Consider the following 19521-nt stretch of genomic DNA (forward strand, 5'->3'; position numbering starts at 1 on the left):
CTTCCACTCGTGCGGAGTGCTGCCCATGTTCGGCTTTCTCGACGTGCCCGTTTCCGGCGCGTACCACCTGATCCACTGGCTGCTCGCGGCCACGGCGTTCACCGGCCCGCTGTCCACCGCGCTGGCCATCGTCCTGTTCACCCTCGGCGTGCGGCTGCTGCTGCACCCGCTCGCGCGGTCGGCGGCCCGCGGCGAACGCGCCCGGGCCGTCCTGATGCCCGAAATCCGGGCACTCCAGGAGAAGCACGGGAAGGACCGCGAACGGCTGGCCGCGGAGATGACCAAACTGCAGCAGGAGTCCGGGACGTCGCTGTTCGTCGGCTGCCTGCCGATGCTGCTGCAGCTGCCCTTCTTCACGATCATGTACCGGCTCTTCACCACGGCCACGATCGGCGGTGAGCCCAACTCGCTGCTCGGCGCGACCCTGTTCGGGACGCCGCTGGGCGCGCACGGCCTGGCCGGCAGCCCGCTCGTGTTCGTGATCGCGGCCGGGCTCGTGGTGGTCGCGTGGTTCTCGGTGCGCTGGCAGGACCGGCACCGCGACCCCACCGCCGAGGTGCCGGGCGGCAAGCTCTTGCGGCTGCTGCCCTACGGCACCGTGCTGGCGACGCTGGTCGTGCCGCAGGCCGCTGGGATCTACCTGCTCACCACGACCGCGTGGAGCGCGGCCGAGCGGGCGTTGTTACGACGCGGCTCGTAGGCGTCGCCAGTTCTCGACGGCTTCCTCGACGTCCACGAACGCCACGGTGAGCGGCGGGCCGGTGTGGTGGTTGAGGTAGGCCTGGCGGATCCGCGTGTTGAGGTCCTCGACGAGCTCCCGCACGTCCCGTTCGGTCCGCTGCCCGGCGAGCTTTCCGGGCAGGTCCTGCACTTCGCGCTTGAGCGCGAGCGCCGGCGGCAGCAACGCCTTCGTGTCGTGGCCGCCGGCGCGGACCTGCCGGAGCACCCAGTCGGTGGCGGCGTCGTTGCCGGTGGGCCTCGGCAGCGGCTTGCCGGCGCCGGGCAGGTCGTCGAACTCGCCGCGGTCGTGGGCTTCGCCGATCTGGCGGTCCACCCACCAGCGGAAGGACACCTTGGGCGGCTTGCGTCGGGTCATCTCCTCGCACCCCCTCGTCCGCCTCCCAGGGTAGTCTCCCGGGCGGAGGAGCGAGGGGAACGCATGACCGCCGAACGCACTGGCGCCGACGACGTCGACCGGACGCTCGCGCTGCTCTGGCGTGCCCGGGGCGGCGCGCCCGAACCGACCAGGGGCCGCCGTCCGACGCTGACGATCGAGCGGATCGTCGCCGCCGCGATCGCGGTCGCGGACGCCGACGGGCTGGCCGCCGCGTCGATGCACCGGGTCGCCAAGGAGCTCGGCGCCGGCACGATGACGCTCTACACCTACGTGCCCGGCAAGGCCGAGCTGGTGGACCTGATGGTCGACGACGTGCTCGTCGAGCGGCGGCTGCCCGGCCCGGGTGAGCCGCGGCCGCGGGACTGGCGCGAGCAGGTGGCGCTGTACGCCCGGCGGACCCGCGAGGCGTACCGGAACCACTCGTGGCTGTGCGAGGTTTCGCGCGTCCGGCCGCCTTTGGGCCCGGGACAGCTGGCCGGGCAGGAGTACCTGCTGTCCATCATGGACGAACTGGGCCTGTCCCCGCGGCAGGCGGTGGCGGCGGCCAACGGGATCGGCACGTACGTCGACGCGAACGCCGCGCTCGGGGCGGAGAACACGCGGCTGGAGCGCAGCACCGGGCAGTCGACCGAGTCCTGGTGGGACCAGCGGTCTTCGTTCTGGGAGAACTACTTCGTGGTCGACGCGCACCCGTCGATGAACCGGATCTGGCTCGGCGGCGGGTTCGACGAGAGCGCGAAGACCCAGGGCGAGTCGGCGTACGAGTTCGGCCTGAACCGCATGCTCGACGGCATCGAAGCCCTCGTGAGTGATGAGTAGGGTTTTAACCCGAATTACCACTCACGACGCTAGCGGCGGACGCGCCACCTCGACCGGCGCCGCTCCTGCCGGGGCACCGCCGGCTCCGGCAGCGTCGTGTCCCCGCGCAGGACGTCGCGGCACAGCGGGTCGAACCGGCCGGGCGCCTCGATCATCGGCGCGGCCAGCACCACGTGCCCGCACACCGCGCGGAACCGCCCGTCGTGCCGGCCCGCCGCGAACTCGTCCTCGGTGACGGCGTGGGTGTAACCGTCGGTGTCGCAGCGGATGTGCACGAGGAACGGCTCCACCGGGCTCACCCCGCCGGGCTCGTCGTCGTGCTGGTTTCGGTCGGCGTGCTCGCCGAGTCCGCCGGCGTGGTGGCGGTGGTGCTCGGCGGCGGGGTGGTCGTGGTGCTGGTCGCGGGCGGCGGCGTGGTGGGGGTCGTCGGCGTGGTCGGGTTCGTGGACGTCGGTTTGGTCGACGTCGGCGTGCTCGACGTCGGGCTGCTGCTGGTCGGCGGCGTCGACGTGCCGGGCAGCGAGCCCGGCGGCTGCGCGGTCACCGGCGGCGGCGGCGGGGCGGGGACGCCGACCGGGGCGCCCGCGGCGGCGGCATCCGGGGCGGCGGGCGCGCCGATGGGCACCTCGCTGTCGGGGAGCTGGGCCACCCCGCCGCGGTAGGCCGCGGCCCACGCCAGCACGGTGTCCACATAGGACTGGGAGTTGTTGTAGCGGCGCACGGCGATGCGCTGCCCGGCGTCGGTCGAGAGGTCGAGCCCGCCCGAGCACAGGTAACGCGCGGTCGCCAGCGCTTCGTCGTAGATGTTGTTCGGGTTCGACACGCCGTCGCCGTTGCCGTCGGAGGCGTAGCCGCGCCACGTCGACGGGATGAACTGGGTCGGGCCGACCGCGCGGTCCCACACCGGGTCGCCGTCGTACTTGCCGCCGTCGGTGTCCGCGATCGCGGCGAACGCGCCGGCGCCGTTGAGCACCGGGCCGAGGATCGGCTCCAGGGTGTCGCCGTTGGCGTTGACGTACCCGCCGCGCGCGTGGTTCGACTCGATCCGGCCGATGCTGGCGATCAGCGCCCAGTCGAGGTGGCAGTTCGGCTGCTCCTTGGCGAGGATCGCGGCGGCGTTCTGGTACGCCTTGAGCATGCTCGCCGGGATGCCGACCGGCCCGGAGATGCCCGCCGACCCGGCGCGCCCGCCCGGCACGACCAGCGGGGTCGGCAGCGGCGGCTGGGGCAGGCTGCCGTCGACGGCGATCGGCGGCATCACGATGTTCGGCTGCTGTAGCGGCGCCGCCTGGTCGGGCAGCTTGGTGCCGGCGTCGGCGATCACGACCGGCGCGGGCAGCCCCGTGGTCAGCGTGGGCAGCACGACGAGCGCCCCACCGGCGAGCGCGACGGCGGCCCGGCGGACCGTGCGCGAGCTCTTGCGACGTGGCCGGTGCTTCGGCATGGTCGTCCCACTTCCCTCGATACTCCGCTGATCGCCTCACCCGATCGGCCCCACCCACCGGTACTGGCCGGTAGGAGCAAGCTATCCGATGGAACCAAACTTTGGCGAATGGCACAGCAAAATCGGTGCGTCCGAGAGAAGTTCGTCCGGATGGCACAAAACCTTCGTCGGGAATCTGTCACATTCACCAAGACTTAACGCGTGCCTGAGGAGAGTTTGTCCAGCAGGACACCGGGCACGGTGATCCCACGGTGCGTGACGTCCGAAGAAAACCGCCGGACGAGCGAATCCGACGGAGTCGCGGTGAACGTGACGACTTCGCGGTGCAACGCCGGCTTCAGCCGCCGGAGCGCACCGGCGAAGGTGCGGGTCAGGGCCGTCGTCGGGACCAGGGCCACGCCGAGCCCGGCCGCGGCGAGCTGAGCGGCCGTCCCCGCCTGCTTCGTCCGCATCACCGCGCCGAGCACGCTTCCGCGCTGCGCCGCCTCTTCGTCCAGCCAGCCGCCGAGGCCGTTGTCCGGGTGGTAGTGCACCACCGGCAGCTCGGCCAGCTCCGCCATCGTCAGCGCGGTCCGCGTCGCGAGCGGGTGGTCGGCGGCCAGCGCGACGACGATCTCCTCGCGCCCCACCACTTCGGCCGGCCCGCTCCAGCGGCTCGGCCTCGGCCCGACGGCGACGTCCGCTTCCCCCGCCTCCAGGGCCGTGACCAGCGCGTCCGCGCTCGTGGTCTCGGTCAGCGTGATCACGACGTCCGGGCGGCGCCGGTGCCAGGCCCGCAGCACCGGCGCGAGCAGCCCGGCGGTCATCGTCTCCGCGCACGCGATCCGCAGGGTGCCGCCGCCCCCGCCGGCCACCGCGCGGCCGGTCCGGACCAGGCGGTCGGCGGCGGCCAGCGCGGCCCGCGCGTCGTCGACCACGGCCCGGCCGACCGCGGTCGGCCGCACCCCGCGGGGCAGCCGTTCCAGCACCGGCGCGCCTAGTTCCCGTTCGAGCGCGCCGATCTGGTGGGACAGCGCGGGCTGCGAGAGGTGCAGCCGCGCGGCCGCCTCGGTGACCGATCCCGCGTCCAGCACCGCGACCAGGCACTCGAGCGCACGCAACGTAGGCATCAGCGGATTCTATCGCAACCATCGAAAACATTCGGATCGCGACGGGATTGTTCCGGGGCCGCCGTGCGCTGGAACCGGGGTGCGAGACGAAAGGAGCACGGAAATGTCGTTCGAAGGAAAGCGGCTGGTGGTGGTCGGCGGGAGTTCGGGCATCGGCCGCCGGATCGCGGCGGACGCCCGCGCGGCGGGCGCCGAAGTCGTCTTGGCCGGACGGAATCCGGCGGGCGTGCGCGAGCCCGGAATGCGCGTCGCATTCGCGGATCTCGGTGAGGAATCGTCGCTGAAAGCGCTTGCCGAAGAAGTGGGTGAACTCGACTACCTGGTCTCGCTGGCCTCGGCCCCGGCGAACGGGCCGCTCACGACGCTGGACCGCGACGCGGTCACGAGGGCTTTCGACGCCAAGGTGACCGGCCCGCTGATGCTGGCGAAGCACTTCGGCCCGCGGTTCCGGGAAAACGGGGCCATGGCGCTGTTCTCCGGGTTCGCCGCCTGGCGCCCGGCCCGCGAACGCGCCGTCATGGTCACGACGAACGGCGCCGTGGCGTTCCTCGCGGAAGCGCTCGCGGTCGAGCTCGCGCCGGTCCGGGTCATCGCGATCTCGCCCGGCATCGTCGACTCCGGCGCGTGGGATCGCCTCGGGGAAGGGAAGGCCGAACTGTTCCGCCGTACCGCGGAGACGAACCCGGCACGCCGGGTGGGCGGGCCCGCGGACATCGCCGCGGCGACCCTGCAGGCGCTGGCCAACCCGTTCGTCACGGGCACGGTCCTGCACGTGGACGGCGGCGCGCGGCTCGCTTAGGAACGCAGGGTGAACGAGCCTTTACACGAGCTCCGCCCATTCCTATGATCGGCCGACCGGACGCACCGCCGTCGTCCGGTCGGCCCAGGGTGGAGGGTTTGATGGCACGCAGGGTTTCGCGCGGCGACGCGGTCACGGTCGCCGAGCTGCTGAACCGGTCCGCGGCGGAGGACCGTGACCGGCTGCCGGGCGCGCAGGCGCGGCACCGGGAAAAGCCGCAGGTCATGCGTTCGCTGGCCCGGTTGCGGGTGTTCTCGGTGGTCGCCGGCGCGCTGGCGCTGACCGGCGGGGTCGCCACGGCGATGTCGATGCCGACGCAGCGGAGTGCCGGTGCGGTCTGGCCGCCGGTCGGACTGGAACCCGTGGCCGTCCCGCTGGTTCCATTTCCTGGCGAAGTGACGGTGCCGCCCGCCAGGCCGACTCCGGAATCCGTGGCACCGCCGGTCGAGCAGCACGAAATAGTGCCGGCTGCAGTGGTTCAGAAATCGAATTCCGGACCCGCTCCCGCTCATCGCGGAAAGCTCGCGAAAGCGGTCAAGATCGTCGGGAAGGCGAAACCGAAGCAGCAGCAGCAGCCGCCGAAGCAGGCGGCTCCGGTGCGGCACACGATCCCGGACGTCCCGGCGTGGTCGTCCGGCCGGCCCCACGGGCAGCAGCGCCACCACGGCGACCACCACGGCCGGCACCGGTGCTGACTGCGCGGACCTCAGGGGCCGAGCGGGATCTGGTGCTGCATGAACCCCGTGTCGAGTGCGGCCTGGTCGTACAGCCGGCGGGCGGTCGAGTTCGACGTCCGGGTGTGCCAGTAGACGCGCACGCAACCCTGCGCCCGCGCCCGGGTCGGCCTGCTTTGGCCGGTTCGGTGAACACACCGGACACAACTGGTGAGTAAGGTGACGGACCCGAATCCGATTCATAGAATCACCAGCCATCAGGTCCGGTCGTTAAGCAGCGGAGGTTGTTGATGGCGAGCACGGCGCACCGTGCCAGTGGCAGGCCCGTCACGGTGGGGGAGCTGATGCTCCGGCCGGACGTCCACGGCAGACGTCGGCCCGAAGACCTCGAAGTGCTCGAACTCGCCTACCGCATGCGCCGCCGGGTCGGACCCGAGCCGGCCGCGGTCCCCGTCGCGTCGACGCGCTCCCGCGCGCTGGCCGTCGTGACCGGGCTCTGGCGGCGCAAGCCCCGGTAGCTCGTCTCCTCCCGTAGGCCACCCTCGTCGAGGGTGGCCTTTTTTGTGCCCGCGACTGCGCGTGCGCGCGCCCACTCTGTGCAAAGTTGCTCGATACGACGATTGACGACGCACAAAACTGCACCTACCGTGACAGCTGTTGCGCACAACCGGCACGGATGGGGAGTTCATGAGCGGGACCTTCATGGCAGCGGAGATCGCCAGCCAGCCCGGCTGCTGGCGTGAGGCGGGCGGGTTCGCCGAGGCGAACGCCGGCCTGCTGCCCGCGCCGGGCGCCCGGGTGGCGATCGTCGGATGCGGCACGTCGTGGTTCGTCGGCCAGGCGTACGCGGTGCTGCGCGAAACCGCCGGGCTCGGCGAGACCGACGCCTTCGCGGCGTCGGAGTTCCCGGTGGGGCGCGCCTACGACCACGTCCTCGCGCTCAGCCGCTCGGGGACGACGACCGAGGTGCACACGCTGCTCGCGAAGCTGCGCGGCCGCACCCGGACCACGGCCATCACCGGCGTGCCCGCCGAGATCGAGGGCGCCGCCGACACCGTCGTCGACCTGTCCGCCGTGGACGAACGGTCGGTGGTGCAGACCCGGTTCGCCACCACGGCGCTGGCGATGCTGCGCGCGCACCTGGGCGAGGACCTGACCGAGGTCGTCGCCCAGGCCGAGCAGGTGCTGGCCGAGCCGCTGCCGGAGTCGCTGGTCGGCGCCGGGCAGTTCAGCTTCCTCGGCACCGGCTGGTCGGTCGGGATCGCGAACGAGGCCGCGCTCAAGTTCCGGGAGGCGTGTCTGCTGTGGACGGAGTCCTACCCGGCGTGGGACTACCGGCACGGCCCGATCAGCATCAGCGAGCCGGGCCGGGTGACCTGGATGTTCGGCAGCGCGCCGGACGGGCTCGCCGACGACGTCCGCCGCGCGGGCGGCACGTTCGTCCAGAGCGGCCTCGACCCGCTCGCCGACCTCGTCCGGGCCCAGCTCGTGGCCGGCGCGATCGCGCGCCGCAAGGGCCTCGACCCGGACAACCCGCGCAGCCTCACGAGATCCGTCGTCCTCACATGATCGTCACCGTGACGCCGAACGCGGCGCTCGACGTCACGTACACAGTGGACAGCCTGGTGCCGGACACCGTGCACCGGGCCCGCGACGTCCGGCGCCGGGCGGGCGGCAAGGGGGTCAACGTCGCCCGCGTGCTGCACACGCTGGGCGCCGACGTCCGTGCGATCGCCACCGCCGGCGGGCCCACCGGGGCCGAGCTCGCGGCGGACCTCGGCGCCGCCGGGCTGGCCGCGGAGCTGGTGCCGATCGCCGGGGAGACGCGCCGCACGACGACCGTCCTGTCCGCCGTGGACGGTTCGGTCACCCTGCTCAACGAGCCGGGCCCGGAGCTGAGCGCGGCCGAGTGGGCGCTGCTGGCCGAGCGGGTCCGCCGCCGCGTCCCCGACGTGCTGGTCTGCTCCGGCAGCCTGCCCCCGGGCGCGCCACCGGACGGCTTCGCCCGGCTGCTCGGCGACCGGCCGTCCATCTTGGACACCTCCGGCGCCGCGCTGCTGGCCGGGCTGACGGGCCGGCCGTCCGTCGTCAAGCCGAACGCCGACGAGCTGCGCGAGGTCACCGGCCTGAGCGACCCGGTCGCGGCGGCCCGGGAGCTGCGCCGCCGGGGCGCGGGAGCCGTCGTCGTCTCGCTCGGCGCCGACGGCCTGCTCGCGGTCACGGCGTCGGGCACCTGGCACGCGACGCCGTCCACCGTGCTCACCGGCAACAGCACCGGGGCGGGTGACGCCGTGGTCGCGGCGCTCGCGCTCGGGCTCAGCGACCGCGAGCCGTGGCCGGAGATCCTCCGCCGGGCCGTCGCGCTGTCCGGCGCGGCCGTGCTCGGGCCGCTCGCGGGGGACGTCGACCTCGAGCACTACCACCGGGAACGGGGGCTGGTCGCCGTGCGCGACCGGCCGGAACAGGAGTTGTGATGCCTCTGGTGGGCACCGGGGAGATCGTCGCGGCCGCCGCGGCGGCCGGGCGGGGCTGTGGCGCGTTCAACGCGATCCAGCTCGAGCACATCACCGCGATCGTCGAAGGCGCGGCACTGGCGGACGCGCCGGTGATCGTCCAGCTCAGCCAGAACGCCGTGCGGTACCACGGCGCGCTGGCCCCGATCGGCGGCGCGGCGCTGGCCGCCGCGCGGGCGGCCGAAGCACGGGTCGCCGTGCACCTCGACCACGCCGAATGCCGCGACCTCGTGCGTGAAGCCGTCGCACTCGGGTTCGGGTCGGTCATGTTCGACGCGTCCAAACTGGACTACGCCGACAACGTCCGCGAGACCCGCGAGGTCGCCGCGTTCTGCCACGACCACGGCGTCTGGGTGGAGGCCGAGCTCGGCGAGGTCGGCGGCAAGGACGGGGTGCACGCGCCGGGCGCGCGCACGGACCCGGCCGAAGCCGCGGAGTTCGTCGCGGCCACCGGGGTCGACGCGCTCGCCGTCGCCGTCGGCAGCTCGCATGCGATGCTGACCCGCGACGCCACTTTGGACTTCGATCTGATTGCCCGGTTGCGCGTGGAGGTTCCGGTGCCGCTGGTGCTGCACGGCTCGTCCGGGGTGCCCGACGAGGGCCTCGCCGAAGCTGTGCGGGCGGGCATGACGAAGGTCAACATCGCCACCCAGCTCAACAAGGTGTTCACCGCGGCCGCCGCGGGAGACTGGCGCGCCCACCCCGAACGGGTCGACCCGCGCAAGTACCTGGGTGCGGGCCGCGACGCGGTAGCCGTTGAAGTGCGCCGATTGTTAGGCGTCCTCATGTTGACAGATGCGTGAAAGCGAACAAAACTGCGCACTAACGCGCAGAACGAGCGCAATATTCGATCTCGATCCTGGTGGTGGCGGATGCGACGAAGCAAGGTCTTGGCGTGTGCGGCGGGGGCCTCGCTCCTCCTGGCGGGCTGTGGCGGGGGTGCTGACACGGGCAGCGGGACCGGCGAGAACGCGCTGCCCGGGGTGGAGCAGTACCTCAACGCGCCGTGTCCGGAAGCGACGGTGAAACCGGCTTCGGACAAGGAGTTCACGTACTGGGCGATGTGGACGGCCGACGAGCCGCAGGGCAAGGTCCTCCAGAAGGCGTTCAAGTGCTTCCAGGACAAGACCGGCGTCAAGGTGAACGTGCAGTGGCTGGGCCGCAAGGCCTACACGCAGAACCTGGTGCCCGCGCTCAACACCGACGCCGTGCCGGACCTGTTCGACCAGGACGTCAGCAAGGTCGGCGCGGCCATCGCGACCCCGGGCGGCACGCAGAGCGTCGACGACGTCTTCGCGATGAAGGTCGGCGAGGGTGACAAGACCGTCAAGGACGTGCTGTCGGCGAGCTCGTACGACTTCCCGCAGAACAAGGACCGCGAGGGCCACAACTTCATGGTCCCCTACACCGTCCAGTCCAGCGCCTGGTGGTTCAACAAGGACACTGCCGGCGACGTCCAGCAGCCGAAGTCGATGGACGACCTCGTCGCGCTGTTCGACAAGGCGAAGGCCGACGGCAAGGCGGCGATCAGCCAGGACGGCGACATCCCGTTCTACAACATGTACTTCTTCACCCAGCTCGCCGAGCGCTACGTCGGCTCGGGCGGGCTGAACAAGGCGGCGTCGGACAAGACCGGCCAGGCGTGGAAGACCGACCCGGACTTCCTCAAGGCCGCCACCGAAACCGCGAAGCTGCCGAAGTACTTCATCGACGGCTGGGACGCGGCGAAGTTCCCGCAGGTGCAGCAGCGCTGGGCCGACGGCGACTCGCGCTACCTCTACGTCGGCACCTGGGCGCCGAGCGAGACGCGCGAGTACCTGGACAAGCAGGGCGCCGGGACGAAGATCAACTACGGCTCGTTCCAGTTCCCGATGCCCGCCGGCGCCACGCACGACACCGTCGAGCAGATGTCGATCGGGTTCGCCGTGACCAAGAAGGCCAAGCACGCCGAGGCGGCCAAGGCGTTCATCGCCTACTTCCTCAACAAGGACATCCTCTCGGGCATCCCGGCGGTGGCCGACAACCTCGTGCCGCGCGCCGACCTCGCCGTGCCGGACGACCTCAAGCAGGTCAAGGCCGCGATGGACGACCCGAAGAAGGAGCACGTCCTGCAGTACGACGGGATCGACGGCATCGCCGGCGGCAAGTGGCAGACCGACGTCTTCGACCCGGCCGACACCGCGCTGCTGAAGGGTCAGCTGAGCCCGCAGCAGTTCGTGGACCAGCTGGCCGCGAAGGGCGCCGAGTTCTGGAAGAACCAGAGCTGATGGCCACACTCACGTCAGCGCCGGCGTCGCGGGTTTCGGAGACCCGCGACGCCGGCGGTGCGCACCTGCGCCGCAAGAAGCGGCTGTTCTGGCCGTTCGCCGCGCCGGCGTTGGTGCTGTACCTGGCTTTCCTCGTGCTGCCGACACTCGCGACCGTGGTGCTGAGCTTCACCAGCTGGGCCGGCGCTGGGGACACCCCGAAGCCCAACGGCGTCACGAACTACACGCAGATGTGGGCGAGCGACTCGTTCCAGTACGCCTTCCGCAACACGCTGGTGTACGTCTTCCTCGGCGGCATCGGCACGTTCGCGCTGGCGTTCCTGTTCACGATGGTGCTGCGGGACATGCGCGGCGGCAAGGTCGTCCGCGCGATCCTGTTCTTCCCCAACATCGTCGCGCCGGTCGCGCTCGGGATGTTCCTCGGGTTCGTGTTCAAGTACCAGCCGGGCAAGCAGGGGCTGGCGAACTACGTGCTGGAGCACGTCGGCGCGGACGCCGCGAAGTTCCTGGCACCGTCCAATGTGACCGGTGTGGTGACGGCGTCGCTGATCTGGGCCAGCTCGGGCTTCTACATCACCATCCTGATGGCCGCGGTCGACCGGATCCCGCCGTACCTCTACGAGGACGCCGAGCTGGGCGGCGCGTCGCCGTGGCAGAAGTTCCGCAACATCACGCTGCCGATGACGTGGGACGTCGTCGGTGTCGCCGGTGTCCTGTGGACGATCAACGCGCTGAAGATCTTCGAGCTGGTGTTCGTGCTGGCCGGGCCGGGTACCTACGCGCCGCCGAACCAGGCGTGGACGCTCGGGGTCTACGTGTTCGACCGGACCTTCGGCTCGAACGGCACCCCGGACTTCGGGGCCGCCTGCGCCTGCGCGGTGGCGATGATCGTGCTGGTGTCCGTGCTCGTCGTGCTCCTGAGGCGGTTGATGCGTCGTGACGCTATCCAGTTCTGAGGTCCGCGTCCGCCGCGTGCCGCGCAAGCCGCGGCCGGCGCCGGGGTCACGCCGCCTGAGCCCGTTGCGCCTGCTGGGTTCGGTGATCGTCTGGGCGTTCACCGCCGGCAACGTGCTGGTGCTGTACTGGCTGGTCACGGCCGCGTTCAAGACGCCGGTGGAGATCTTCACCAAGCCGTTCGCGCTGCCCTACCAGTGGTTCCACCTCGGCAAGCCGTTCCGCAACTTCGTCTACGCGTGGAACAACGCCGGGTTCGGTGACGCCGTGCTGACGACCGTGGTGCTGGTCGGGCTCGCGACGGTGGCCACGGTCGCCGTGTCCGCGCCCTGCGCGTACGCCCTGACCCGGCTCGGGGTGCGCGGGTCCGGGCCGATGACCAACGTGGTCGCGATCGGCATGGGCGTGCCGTTCCAGACGGTGATCATCCCGCTGTTCGTGGTGCTGAGCCGCGTCCACCTGGACAACGAGTACGGGCTGTTCCTGCTGTACGTCGCGTTGTCGATCCCGTTCACGGTGTTCCTCCTGACGGGGTTCTTCCGGTCGTTGCCGGACGAGCTGGAGGAAGCGGCGGCCCTGGACGGCGCGTCGCCGACCCGGACGTTCTTCTCGGTGATGCTGCCGCTCGCGCGCGGCGGCCTGATCACGGCGTTGACGCTGAACGCGATCGGCCTGTGGAACGAGACGCTGCTGGCGATCGTGTTCCTCAAGGACCAGGCGCACTTCACGCTGTCCCGCGCGCTGTTCACCTTCTACGGCGCGGCGAGCTACCAGTCGGAGTACGGCGGCCTGATCGCCGGCGTGGCGATCGTGGTGCTCCCGATGCTCGTGCTGTACCTCGTGCTCGCCCGCCGGATCATCACCGGCCTGACCCTCGGCGCCGGAAAGTAGGACCTGATGGCCACGGTGACCTTCACCGACACAACCCGCTTCTACGCCGGGGTGGACCGCCCGGCGGTCGACGGCCTCGACCTTTCGGTGGCCGACGGCGAGTTCCTCGTGCTGGTCGGCCCGTCCGGCTGCGGCAAGTCGACCACGCTGCGGATGCTCGCCGGGCTCGAGGGCGTCGACGACGGGGCGATCCACATCGGACCGCGCGACGTCACCGCGTTGCCGCCCAAGGACCGCGACATCGCGATGGTGTTCCAGAACTACGCGCTGTACCCGCACATGACGGTCGGGGAGAACATCGGCTTCCACCTGAAGCTGGCTCGGGTGCCCGTGGACGAGCGGCGCAGGCGGGTTACCGAAGCCGCGGCGCTGCTGGACCTGACCGAGTACCTGGACCGGAAGCCCGCCCGGCTCTCGGGCGGGCAACGCCAGCGCGTCGCGATGGGCCGCGCGATCGTGCGTGAGCCGAGTGTGTTCCTGATGGACGAACCACTGTCCAACCTGGACGCCAAGCTGCGGGTGCAGACGCGCACGCAGATCGCGTCGCTGCAACGCCGGCTGGGTGTCACGACGTTGTACGTCACGCACGACCAGGTCGAGGCGATGACGATGGGCGACCGGGTGGCGGTCCTCAAGGACGGGATCCTGCAGCAGGTCGACACGCCGATCGGCTTGTTCGCGCGGCCGGTGAACGTGTTCGTGGCGGGGTTCATCGGCTCTCCCGCGATGAACCTGTTGGAGACCACAGTGGACGGCCCTTGGTCGGTCCCGCTCACGACGGCCCAGCGGTCGGCGCTGACCGGCCCGGGCCTGGTGGTCGGGGTGCGCCCGGAGGGCTGGACGATCGGCTCCGGTGTCGACGCGGTGGTCGAGGTGGTGGAGGAGCTGGGCAGCGACCAGTACCTCTACTGCCGGACGGACTCGCAGGTGCTGACCGTGCGCACGCCGGGCATGTCGCCGTGGCAGCGCGGGGAGCGGATCAAGCTGGCCCCGCAGCCGGATGCGGTCCACCTGTTCGACGCGGCCACCGGCGACCGGCTGCCGTGACGCGCCTGTACCGCACATCGGTCGAGCTGCCGGCGGCTTCCCTCGGGCCCGAGAACCCGCTGCCCCCGCTGGCCGCGCCGCCGGTGTCTTCCGTGTCCAATGTGGACGAACTGCCGCCGGACCTGGCGCAAGGGATCGGTTACGGACGGCTGGACACCGTGCTGCCCTGTCTCCTTCAGGACGGCTACACGCGTGATCGCAGCCTGACGTCCGTTCCGGCGTTGGTGCTGGAGAACGAGCACGTGCGCGCGACGGTGCTCCCGTCCCTGGGCGGCCGGCTGTACTCCCTGGTCCACCACGGCCGTGAGCTGCTGTACCGCAACCCGGTGTTCCAGCCGGCCAACCTGGCCCTGCGCGACGCGTGGTTCGCGGGCGGCGTCGAATGGAACCTGGGCAGCACGGGCCACACCACGCTGACGTGCGCGCCGCTGTTCGCGGCCGCGGTCGAGGGCCCGGACGGCTCCCCGGTGCTGCGGCTGTGGGAGTGGGAGCGCACGCGGGACCTGCCGTTCCAGCTGGACTTCTGGCTGCCGGACGGCTCGGAGCACCTGCTGGTGGGCGTCCGCCTGCGCAACCCGCACCCGCACGACGTCCCGGCGTACTGGTGGTCGAACATCGCGGTGCCGCAGACGCCGGACACGCGGGTGCTGGCGGCGGCTTCGCAGGCTTGGCACTACGGGTACTCGGGCCGGCTGGACCTGGTGGACGTCACTCCCGAGCTGACGTACCCGGCGCGTTCCCCGGCGGCGGCGGACTACTTCTTCGAGTGCTCGTCGCCGTGGATCGCGGCGGTCTCGGCGTCCGGGCACGGCCTGGTGCAGCTCTCGACGTCGCGGCTGCGGGGCCGGAAGCTGTTCGTCTGGGGCGAGTCGCGGGGCGGCCGCCGCTGGCAGGAGTGGCTGGCGCCGGGGGCGGGCGGGTACCTGGAGATCCAGGCGGGCCTGGCCCGCACGCAGCTGGAGCACCTGCGTCTCCCGGCGGGCGAGTCGTGGGACTGGCTGGAGGCGTACGGCCCGGTCTCGGCGGACCCGGCGGTGGTCCACGGGACGGACTGGGCGGCGGCGACGTCGGCGATCGAGTCCGGTCTGCCGTCGTTGGCGGATCACCACTCGGCGTTGCGGTCGGTTCTCGACTCCGAGCCCGGTCCGTTGCTGTTCTCGGGCTCGGGCTGGGGTGCGCTGGAGGCGCGCCGGACGCCGATGTGCCTGCCGGGAACGCCGTTCCCGCCGTCTTCGCTGGAGGCGTCGCAGGAGCCTTGGCTTTTGCTGCTGGACGGCCTTTCCCCTGCTGGGGACCCGCTTCTGCGGCCGCCGCCGACTGTGGTCAACCGGTACTGGGCGGACTTGCTGGAGCACACGGCGGACAACTGGCTGACGTGGTACCACCGGGGTGTCGCCCGCTGGGCGGCCGGTCGTCGCGCGGAGGCGGTCGCGGCGTGGGATTCGTCCTTGCTGGCGGCCGAGAACCCGTGGGCGTTGCGGTGTTTGGCGGCGGTGTCACAGGACCCGTCGGAGTCGGCTCGGCTGTATCTGCGGGCTTGTGCGCTCGCGCCGTCGTTGCGTCCGTTGGTGCTGGAGGCGGCGTCGGCTCAGCTGGCGGCGGAAGAGCCTGCGGCGGCGGCTTCGTTGGTGGCCGGGTTGCCGGTTGACGGGCGCGTGGCCTTGCTGACGGCCCGGGCCCGGCTCGCGCTGGGCGATCGCGCCGGGGCACGGGCGGTGTTCGAGGAGGGATTCGAGGTGGCGAACGTCCGGGAGGGCGAGACGTCGTTGTCGGACGTGTGGGCGGCGGTGTCGGATGATCCGCTGCCGGCGCGGTACGACTTCCGGATGACGTGAACCGGCGTGCCGCGTGCGGCGGACACCGGCGATGCAGCATACTGCTCGAAACGGTGGCCAACAGTGCAACGTCATGCGCGCTGGGCCGCCGAGAGCAAGCTAGGGAGTACCGCCGATGGCCCGGCACGAACGGTTGAGCACCCTGCTGGACATGCTGGGGCAGCGGGAAAAGATCGACGTCGAGGACGTGGCCGCGGAGCTGGACGTCTCCGCGGCCACGATCCGGCGGGACCTGGACCACCTGGCCGAACAGCAGCTGCTCACGCGCACCCGCGGCGGCGCGGTCGCGAACGACCTCGCCTACGACCTGCCGTTGCGCTACAAGACCGCCCGGCACGTGCCGGAGAAGCAGCGGATCAGCGCCGCGGCGGCCGCGTTCGCGGCGAAGGGCATGGTCGTCGGCCTGAACGGCGGCACGACGACAGCGGGCGTCGCGCGGGCGCTCGCGATGCGGTCGGACCTGGCCACGCGAGGTGACGGCCCGGGGATCACCGTGGTGACCAACGCGCTGAACATCGCCCACGAGCTCGCGGTGCGGCCGAACGTCAAGATCGTCGTCACCGGCGGGGTCGCGCGGCCGCAGTCGTTCGAGCTGAGCGGGCCGCTGGCGACTCGGGTGCTCAGCGAGCTGACCATCGACCTGCTGTTCCTCGGGGTGGACGCGTTCGACCCGGAGGCCGGCGCGTTCGCCCACCACGAAGGTGAGGCCAGCATCAACCGGCTGATGGTCGAACGCGCCGAGCGGGTGGTCGCCGTCGCGGACGGCTCGAAGCTCGGCCGTCGTGCGTTCGCCCGGATCTGCGAGACGACGCAGGTGCAGGCACTGGTCACGGACACCGACGCCGATCCGGAGGCGTTGCGGGCCTTCGAAGCGGCGGGTGTCGAGGTCAACGCCGTCTGACTCGGGGGGCGAAGGCGAGCGCCGCGGTCAGGACGCGGTGACCGTTGCCGTCTGTGCGCAGGGACGCCAGGCGGAACGCCGTGAAGTCCGGGTCGGTGCAGTGGTCCGGTGTGGTGTTCTGACAGAGGACCATGTCCGGCTCCCTTCGCGGGCCGGAACCGATTGTGCTCGGTCCCGGTCCGCGGTGCGGTGCCTCAGAAGCCGATCGTCGACGGCGGTTTCGGCCCGGCGATGCGGGCTTCGGCGCTGCCCGGCTCGACGGCCGCGCAGTGTGTGCCCTTGGCCGGGAGCTTGCCGGTGATCAGGTAGTCGTCGGTCGCCTTGGTCACGCACGGGCTGTTCTTGAAGTACGCGCCGTGGCCCCAGCCGTCGTAGGTGAGCAGCGTGCTGCCGCTCTGGCGGGCGGCGGCCTGCGACCACGCGTACGGTGTCGCCGGGTCGTGCCTGCTGCTCACCATCAGCAGCGGCGGCGCGCCGTGCACCTGCAGCGGGTGCTGCGGGTTGCTCGCCTTGTTCGGCCAGCCGATGCAGCCGGTGACGGCCTGCCAGCCGAGGGAGTTGACCTTCACGTCCGGCGCGAGCGCCGCGGCCGTCCGGCGGTAGGCCTCGAGCTCGGCGAAGTTGTGCACCGGCAGCCGCCAGTCGTCGCAGAAGACGCTCTGGAACACCGTGTTGACCGGGATGTCTTCCTTGAGCTGGGCCGACGCGGCCGGCTTGGTGCCGTCCGCGAGCGACTTGAGCCGCGTGGCCAGCGCGTCCCAGGAAGGCCCGTAGAACGCGCCCTGGAACATCGCGGCGAGCGACAGCGGCGTGATCGGCTCACCGCTCGTCGGGTCCTTCAGCTCCCCGCGCGCGGCCTTGTCCTGCAACGCACGCGTGAGCTTCGAGACGTCCCGGCCGTGCAACGCGCAGGTCGGCGTCCGGCCGCACCAAGCCGCGAACTGGCCGAACTCCGCCTGCACCGACTGCGTTTCGCTGTTCAGGAACTCCCACGCCGTGTGCTGCGAGTGGTCCATGTTGCTGTCGAGCACGAGCGCGCGGACCTTGTCCGGGAACAGCTCGGCGTACTGCTGGCCCATCAGCGTGCCGTACGAAACGCCGTAGTAGGTCAGCTTCTTTTCCCCGAGCGCGACGCGGATCGCGTCCATGTCACGCGCGACGCTCTTGGTGTCGGCCAGCTGCCCCAGCGGCCCGCTGAGCCGGTTGCAGCTTTCGCCCAGCTTGCGGTTGTACTCCGCGAGCTGGTCGAACTCGGCCTGGTTGCGCGGCACTTCCGGGTGGTCGGCGATCACTTCGTCGAGCCCGCACTTGATCTGGGTGCTGTCCCCGACGCCGCGCGGGTCGAAGCCGACGGTGTCGAACCGCTTGGTGACCTCGGGCGAGAGCGTCCAGCCCTCCTTGACCTGGCCCGCGCCCGGGCCGCCGGGGCCGCCCGGGTCCATCAGCACCGACCCGATGCGGGCGGCCGGGTCGGTCGCCTTGCGCCGCGCGAGCGCGATGGAAGTGGTGCCCTGGTCCGGATGTGCCCAGTCGAGCGGCACGGTGACCGTGCCGCAGTCGACACCGGGCGCGTCCGCGCACGGCTTCCAGTCGACGCCTGCCGCGGCCGAAGCCGGCGCCGCCGTCAGGATGCTCCCCAGTACGGCCGTCGCCGCCGCGGCCGTCACCAGCCGCCTTGATACCCCCGACATTGCCAGCCCTTCCCCTTACCGACAGTGTTTGCTCGGCTCCAGGTAATCACCAATCCGGTGATCGCGCCAGGTTCCCTGGTGGATCAGGCCGTGGTGTCCACTGTGGAGGATCGCTCGGCGCTGCGGAGCCACGCGGCGGCCGCCGTGCCGAGCACGCAGAGCGCGCCGAGCACCCCGAAAGCCCAGCCGAAGCCGGTCGCCGCGTCCAGGGTGAGGCCGCGCGACAACACGATCACGCACGCCGCGCCGCCGACCGCGCCACCCAGGCGCAGCACGATGTTCACCAGCGCGGTCGCGTGCCCGAGCTCGCCGGCGGAGACCGAGGCGTACGCCGCCGTCGACGCGGGGATGATCGACAGCCCGAGTCCCGCGCCGCGGACGACGAGCAGTGCCTGGATCAGCACCATAGGCGTCTCCGGGCCGAGCCACGGCAGTGGCACAGTGCTCGCCAGCACCACCAGTGACCCGGTGAGCGCGACGGCGCCGCCGCCGTAGCGGTCGGTGAGCCGGCCGGCCACGAGCACGAACACCGTCGTGGCCAGCCCCATCGGCGCGAGCAGGACCCCGGCTTCGGCCGGTCCGGCGCCGAGCCGGACCTGGAACCACAGCGGCAGCAGCAGGACCGCGCCGAACATCCCGGCGCCGGCCAGCAGGACCGCCGCCAGCGCCGAGCCCATGACCGGCCGGGCGGCCAGCCGCAGCTGCAGCACGGGGTGCCGGGCGCGCAACGACCACCACGTGAACAGCACGAGCAGCGCGGCACCGACGGCCGCGAACCCGCCGTTGAGCTCGGTCAGCGCGTACACCAGCAGCGGCAGGCCGAGCGACACCATGACCAGGCCCGGCCAGTCCACCGGCGGCGGCTGTTCCCGGTCGCCGCGCGGCACGTGCTTCAGCGCCAGGGCGAAGGCGGCCAGCCCGATCGGCAGGTTCAGCCAGAACAGCACCGGCCACGAGAAGTGCGCCAGCAGCAGCCCGCCGACACTCGGCCCGATCACGGGCGCCAGCCCGACCACCAGGCCCAGCGTGCCCATGGTCCGGCCGAGCCGTTCGGGCCCGACGGCCAGCCCGATCACCGTCTGCCCGGCGGCCACCATGACCCCGGCGGCCATGCCCTGCACGGCCCGGACGCCGATCAGCGTGCCGGCGTCCGGAGCGAGCGCGCACGCCACCGACGTCACCAGGAAGGCCCCGAGCGACCACAGCCAAAGCCGCCCGGCCCCGAGCCGCTTCACCAGCCACGGCGTGAGGGGGAGCGCGGCGGAGAGGCCGAGCAGGAACGCGGTCGCGACCCACTGGATTTCGATGAGGCCGACCCCCAGGCGCAGCCTCATCGACTCCAGCCCGACCGCGATGATCGAGCCGTCCATGTTGCCGAGGAAACCGCCGAGCGCCATGACGCCGGAGGCGATCCAGACGGTGCGGGGGATCGGAGGAGCGGTCATGGTGGCGACGGTAAA

At 71.7% G+C, this 19521-nt stretch carries 21 protein-coding genes; 14 read left to right on the forward strand and 7 right to left on the reverse strand.

From position 1 onward, the window contains the following. Positions 1–25: 25 nt before the first annotated feature. The gene (locus ACZ61C_RS05330; RefSeq protein ID WP_465303115.1) at positions 26–700 is read left to right on the forward strand and encodes a YidC/Oxa1 family membrane protein insertase; all 675 of its coding nucleotides are present in this window, start codon (positions 26–28) and stop codon (positions 698–700) included. Here the strand turns inward: ACZ61C_RS05330 and ACZ61C_RS05335 are convergent. After that, positions 683–1096 (reverse strand): DnaJ family domain-containing protein, encoded by a 414-nt coding sequence (locus tag ACZ61C_RS05335; RefSeq protein ID WP_465303117.1) that lies wholly within the window; start codon positions 1094–1096, stop codon positions 683–685. The genes ACZ61C_RS05330 and ACZ61C_RS05335 overlap by 18 nt on opposite strands. 63 nt (positions 1097–1159) lie before the next feature. Here ACZ61C_RS05335 and ACZ61C_RS05340 point away from each other — a divergent pair, with 63 nt between their 5' ends. Then, positions 1160–1936, forward strand: coding sequence for a TetR/AcrR family transcriptional regulator (locus ACZ61C_RS05340; protein ID WP_465303119.1), 777 nt, complete (start codon positions 1160–1162; stop codon positions 1934–1936). Between the two features lie 29 nt (positions 1937–1965). Here the strand turns inward: ACZ61C_RS05340 and ACZ61C_RS05345 are convergent, their stop codons facing one another. The 3 genes from ACZ61C_RS05345 to ACZ61C_RS05355 all read right to left on the reverse strand — a co-directional run bounded on the left by ACZ61C_RS05345 (position 1966) and on the right by ACZ61C_RS05355 (position 4489). Next, complete coding sequence (locus ACZ61C_RS05345) at positions 1966–2226, reverse strand: hypothetical protein (protein ID WP_465303121.1); 261 nt, start codon at positions 2224–2226, stop codon at positions 1966–1968. Between the two features lie 5 nt (positions 2227–2231). Next, positions 2232–3380 (reverse strand): lytic transglycosylase domain-containing protein, encoded by a 1149-nt coding sequence (locus tag ACZ61C_RS05350; RefSeq protein WP_465303123.1) that lies wholly within the window; start codon positions 3378–3380, stop codon positions 2232–2234. 194 nt (positions 3381–3574) lie between these two features. Continuing rightward, positions 3575–4489 carry a LysR family transcriptional regulator gene (locus ACZ61C_RS05355; RefSeq protein WP_465303125.1) on the reverse strand — a complete coding sequence of 305 codons (915 nt, stop codon included), beginning with the start codon at positions 4487–4489 and terminating at the stop codon, positions 3575–3577. A gap of 103 nt (positions 4490–4592) precedes the next feature. Between ACZ61C_RS05355 and ACZ61C_RS05360 the strand changes: the two genes are divergently transcribed. From ACZ61C_RS05360 to ACZ61C_RS05415, 12 genes are all read left to right on the forward strand, one after another. Continuing rightward, positions 4593–5288 carry an SDR family oxidoreductase gene (locus ACZ61C_RS05360; protein WP_465303127.1) on the forward strand — a complete coding sequence of 232 codons (696 nt, stop codon included), beginning with the start codon at positions 4593–4595 and terminating at the stop codon, positions 5286–5288. Positions 5289–5389: 101 nt separating this feature from the next. After that, positions 5390–5983, forward strand: a complete 594-nt coding sequence (locus ACZ61C_RS05365) for a hypothetical protein (protein ID WP_465303129.1) — start codon at positions 5390–5392, stop codon at positions 5981–5983. Between the two features lie 269 nt (positions 5984–6252). Continuing rightward, positions 6253–6480: a hypothetical protein gene (locus ACZ61C_RS05370; protein ID WP_465303131.1), complete on the forward strand. Its 228-nt coding sequence runs from the start codon at positions 6253–6255 to the stop codon at positions 6478–6480. 169 nt (positions 6481–6649) lie between these two features. Then, on the forward strand, positions 6650–7531 hold the full coding sequence (locus ACZ61C_RS05375) for an SIS domain-containing protein (RefSeq protein ID WP_465303133.1): 882 nt from the start codon (positions 6650–6652) through the stop codon (positions 7529–7531). Then, positions 7528–8436: a 1-phosphofructokinase family hexose kinase gene (locus tag ACZ61C_RS05380; protein ID WP_465303135.1), complete on the forward strand. Its 909-nt coding sequence runs from the start codon at positions 7528–7530 to the stop codon at positions 8434–8436. Before ACZ61C_RS05375 ends, ACZ61C_RS05380 begins: the two co-directional genes overlap by 4 nt. After that, entirely contained in the window at positions 8436–9278 is an 843-nt protein-coding gene (locus tag ACZ61C_RS05385; RefSeq protein ID WP_465303137.1) for a class II fructose-bisphosphate aldolase, read from the forward strand. Before ACZ61C_RS05380 ends, ACZ61C_RS05385 begins: the two co-directional genes overlap by 1 nt. A 69-nt stretch (positions 9279–9347) precedes the next feature. Beyond that, positions 9348–10742: an ABC transporter substrate-binding protein gene (locus ACZ61C_RS05390; protein WP_465303139.1), complete on the forward strand. Its 1395-nt coding sequence runs from the start codon at positions 9348–9350 to the stop codon at positions 10740–10742. Next, positions 10742–11698: a carbohydrate ABC transporter permease gene (locus ACZ61C_RS05395; RefSeq protein WP_465303141.1), complete on the forward strand. Its 957-nt coding sequence runs from the start codon at positions 10742–10744 to the stop codon at positions 11696–11698. The genes ACZ61C_RS05390 and ACZ61C_RS05395 overlap by 1 nt, the downstream gene beginning before the upstream one ends. After that, positions 11679–12587 carry a carbohydrate ABC transporter permease gene (locus tag ACZ61C_RS05400; protein WP_465303143.1) on the forward strand — a complete coding sequence of 303 codons (909 nt, stop codon included), beginning with the start codon at positions 11679–11681 and terminating at the stop codon, positions 12585–12587. Before ACZ61C_RS05395 ends, ACZ61C_RS05400 begins: the two co-directional genes overlap by 20 nt. Positions 12588–12593: 6 nt before the next feature. Continuing rightward, positions 12594–13634: an ABC transporter ATP-binding protein gene (locus ACZ61C_RS05405; protein ID WP_465303145.1), complete on the forward strand. Its 1041-nt coding sequence runs from the start codon at positions 12594–12596 to the stop codon at positions 13632–13634. Continuing rightward, positions 13631–15469 (forward strand): DUF5107 domain-containing protein, encoded by a 1839-nt coding sequence (locus tag ACZ61C_RS05410; protein ID WP_465303147.1) that lies wholly within the window; start codon positions 13631–13633, stop codon positions 15467–15469. The genes ACZ61C_RS05405 and ACZ61C_RS05410 overlap by 4 nt, the downstream gene beginning before the upstream one ends. A gap of 115 nt (positions 15470–15584) precedes the next feature. Further along, positions 15585–16370 (forward strand): DeoR/GlpR family DNA-binding transcription regulator, encoded by a 786-nt coding sequence (locus ACZ61C_RS05415; RefSeq protein WP_465303149.1) that lies wholly within the window; start codon positions 15585–15587, stop codon positions 16368–16370. Here the strand turns inward: ACZ61C_RS05415 and ACZ61C_RS05420 are convergent. The 3 genes from ACZ61C_RS05420 to ACZ61C_RS05430 all read right to left on the reverse strand — a co-directional run bounded on the left by ACZ61C_RS05420 (position 16357) and on the right by ACZ61C_RS05430 (position 19506). Continuing rightward, positions 16357–16503 carry a hypothetical protein gene (locus ACZ61C_RS05420; RefSeq protein ID WP_465303151.1) on the reverse strand — a complete coding sequence of 49 codons (147 nt, stop codon included), beginning with the start codon at positions 16501–16503 and terminating at the stop codon, positions 16357–16359. The genes ACZ61C_RS05415 and ACZ61C_RS05420 overlap by 14 nt on opposite strands. Positions 16504–16564: 61 nt before the next feature. After that, positions 16565–18061, reverse strand: coding sequence for an alpha/beta hydrolase (locus ACZ61C_RS05425; protein WP_465303153.1), 1497 nt, complete (start codon positions 18059–18061; stop codon positions 16565–16567). A gap of 83 nt (positions 18062–18144) precedes the next feature. Next, positions 18145–19506: an MFS transporter gene (locus ACZ61C_RS05430; RefSeq protein ID WP_465303155.1), complete on the reverse strand. Its 1362-nt coding sequence runs from the start codon at positions 19504–19506 to the stop codon at positions 18145–18147. Positions 19507–19521 lie beyond the last annotated feature (15 nt).

This window comes from Amycolatopsis sp. NPDC104587 (genome assembly GCF_055583645.1).